This is a genomic window from Wolbachia endosymbiont of Drosophila bocki, assembly GCF_028982005.1.
Taxonomy (GTDB): Bacteria; Pseudomonadota; Alphaproteobacteria; order Rickettsiales; family Anaplasmataceae; genus Wolbachia; species Wolbachia pipientis.
Genome location: NZ_JAPQLG010000216.1, coordinates 1 through 2,665, shown reverse-complemented (window position 1 = coordinate 2,665; position 2,665 = coordinate 1). Strand labels below are relative to the sequence as shown.

Annotated in this window: 3 protein-coding genes; all 3 read right to left on the bottom strand. The window is 36.4% G+C overall.

The window, feature by feature from the left end; all coding sequences use genetic code 11:
• Window positions 1–64: 64 nt before the first annotated feature.
• Genes OZD61_RS05630 through rpmF form a run of 3 tightly spaced genes read right to left on the bottom strand, consistent with a single transcriptional unit; the run spans window position 65 to window position 2,298 of the window.
• Entirely contained in the window at window positions 65–1,075 is a 1,011-nt protein-coding gene (locus OZD61_RS05630) for a beta-ketoacyl-ACP synthase III (RefSeq protein WP_182321005.1), read from the bottom strand.
• Complete coding sequence (gene plsX / locus OZD61_RS05625; protein WP_274980148.1) at window positions 1,068–2,105, bottom strand: phosphate acyltransferase PlsX; 1,038 nt, start codon at window positions 2,103–2,105, stop codon at window positions 1,068–1,070. Before plsX ends, OZD61_RS05630 begins: the two co-directional genes overlap by 8 nt.
• A 10-nt stretch (window positions 2,106–2,115) precedes the next feature.
• Window positions 2,116–2,298 (bottom strand): 50S ribosomal protein L32, encoded by a 183-nt coding sequence (gene rpmF / locus OZD61_RS05620; protein ID WP_010962967.1) that lies wholly within the window; start codon window positions 2,296–2,298, stop codon window positions 2,116–2,118.
• Window positions 2,299–2,665 lie beyond the last annotated feature (367 nt).

The following is a 2,665-nucleotide window of genomic DNA, read 5'->3' as shown; positions in this document are numbered from 1 at the left end:
ATAGATATACCTCTTTCTTAACTATGCTTATTTTACCTCATATTTTCGAGATCCTTAACAGGTTCTAATAGTGCAGCAACACGGAACCCCAGGTCAGGCCTGCACCTATTGAAATCAGCAGTACCAGATTTCCTGATTTTATTTTTGATTCTTGTATTGCATAGTCTAAGGCCAGTGGAATTGATGCCGCTGAGGTGTTTGCATGCTTATCAACGGTATTAATCACTTTCTCTATAGGAAAATCTAATTTCTTTACTACTGCTTCAATAATACGAATGTTTGCTTGATGGGGAATTAACCAGTCAATATCAGTGATTTTCAAATTATTGCATTTCAGAGTTTCCTCTACTGAGGCTGTTAACTTATCCACTGCATGTTTAAACACTTCTCTTCCATTCATGCATATTTTTCCAGAATCACCAGTTGAGGATATCCCTCCGTTCGTACATAGTATGTCCACATTGCCATCAGAATATAGGCTAGTTGAAATTATACCTTTTGTAACCCCCTTCTCTGCCACCCAAGTATCAGCATCATTTGTTGGAATGACGTTAAAATGACATGCTGATTTCATTATTACTGCACCAGCACCATCACCAAAGAGTACACAAGTTGACCTATTTTCCCAATCAACAATCCTAGACATTATTTCAGCACCTATAACCAATGCATATTTAATTCTATTGTTAGATTTTATGAGCGAATCAGCAACTGTAACTGCATATATAAAACCAGAGCATGCTGCTTGTACATCAAAAGCAAATGCGTTTTTACATTTTAACTTACTTTGTACAATCGTTGCACAGCTAGGAAAAGTTTTATCAGGAGTTGTTGTAGCAACTATAATCAAGTCAATTTCATCTACTGAAATTTTAGCTTTTTCTATAGCACTTTTTGCTGCATTTACAGCTAGATCTGACGTTAGTTCTCCTTCATCTGCTATATGCCTTTGAACTATTCCTGTTCTCTGCCTTATCCATTCATCGCTCGTCTCAACTATCGATGCAATTTCGTTGTTACTCAACATTTTTCTTGGTAGGTAAGATCCAGTGCTTAATATGAAACTTTTATTCAATATGACTTACCCCGTTAATTATCTTTTGATTTAAATTTTCACTAATTGCATTTACTGCAAATTTTATGGCATGGGCAAAAGAAATAGCATCAGAATTTCCATGACTTTTAATGATGATACCATTCAGCCCTAAAAACATAGCTCCACTTCTAATTTTGGGATTAAAACGCGTTAAAGCTTTATTTAGTTTGGATTTTAACAATATACCAACAAGCATTTTCGCTATCCACGAATTGAATACTTCCTGCTTTATTAGATTGATAAAGGTACTAGCGGTTGCCTCAGCCGTTTTGAGCATTACATTGCCAACAAAACCATCAGCAACAATCACATCTATATTACCCTCTAAAAATTCACTTGCCTCTGTATATCCTTTGAAATTAATGCCTGGAGCGTTTTTAAGCAACTCAAAAGCGCCGCGCACTGAGTCATTACCTTTAACTTCTTCTGTGCCGATATTTAGCAAAGCAACTTCAGGATTGTCAATTTTTAATGCTATTTTTGCAAATATACTACCCATTAACGCAAATTGAAATAATGAGTCGGCATTACAATCAACATTTGCACCAAGGTCAAGCAAAGCGAAGCTTTTTGTCTTAGTTGGACAGATAGAGGCAATAGCAGGACGATAAATGTTTGGTAATGTTCCTAAAATAAATCTGGAAATTGCCATCAATGCTCCGGTGTTGCCTGAAGACACCACTCCGAAAGCTTTACCTTTTTTTACTGCCTCAATGGCAGCTTTCATACTTGAGTCTTTACGATGTCTCAGCGCAAAAGATGGCTTATCATTTGCAAGGACATTGTCAGAACAATGAGTAAATTCAGAATTGTTACTTACTTTTTTATATTTCAAAAGCAAAGGAGATACTTCTTCCTTATCTCCATAAATATGAAAAAAAACTTTAATGCCTGGGTCAACAAGGTTGTCTAAAAAAAAACCAGCACCCTGAATTACGGAAAGAGGCGCAAAATCGCCCCCCATAGCGTCAAGTGCAATAACTATATTATTATTGACCGTAGGTAACATATCATAATAGTCACTCCGCCTGTTGCTTGATGAAAACCCGTTTTCCTTTGTAACTGCCATCAACTGCTACGTTATGAGGCAACATGAATTCCCCAGTTGTTGAACATACCACAACATTCTTAGGCTCAATAGCATGATGAGAACGATGCATATTACGCCTTGACTTTGACTTTTTTCTTTTTGGAACTGCCAAAATTTCCTCCATTCTACTACAAAATACAATACATTAGTAACATATTTTTTACAGGAAGTAAACAGGGATAGTAAAATAAGTAAGGTTTGCTTATGTAATTGAGTTCTATAGCTAAAGTGGCCCTACAATTTGAAAAACCGTCATTCAGCTACTCGTTAGCGGAATCTATACCGCGAATGAATCCATAGCTGTACGAACATTCATTTTTGAAGGTAAATTGCACAACAGATGATGTCATTCCAGTCTGGAATCCAGAAATTTTGCTTATAACTGAGCTGATGAGCTAAAGGTAGTTGTCTTAGAACCTGTTTAAAATCTTCGTAATAGGAGGGAAATGAAGGAAAGGACAATCATTTGCAAGCTGGTG

Bases quoted from the DNA above. Each gene is read 5' to 3' on its own strand.
- plsX (WP_274980148.1), bottom strand. From the start codon at position 2,105: ATGTTACCTACGGTCAATAATAATATAGTTATTGCACTTGACGCTATG.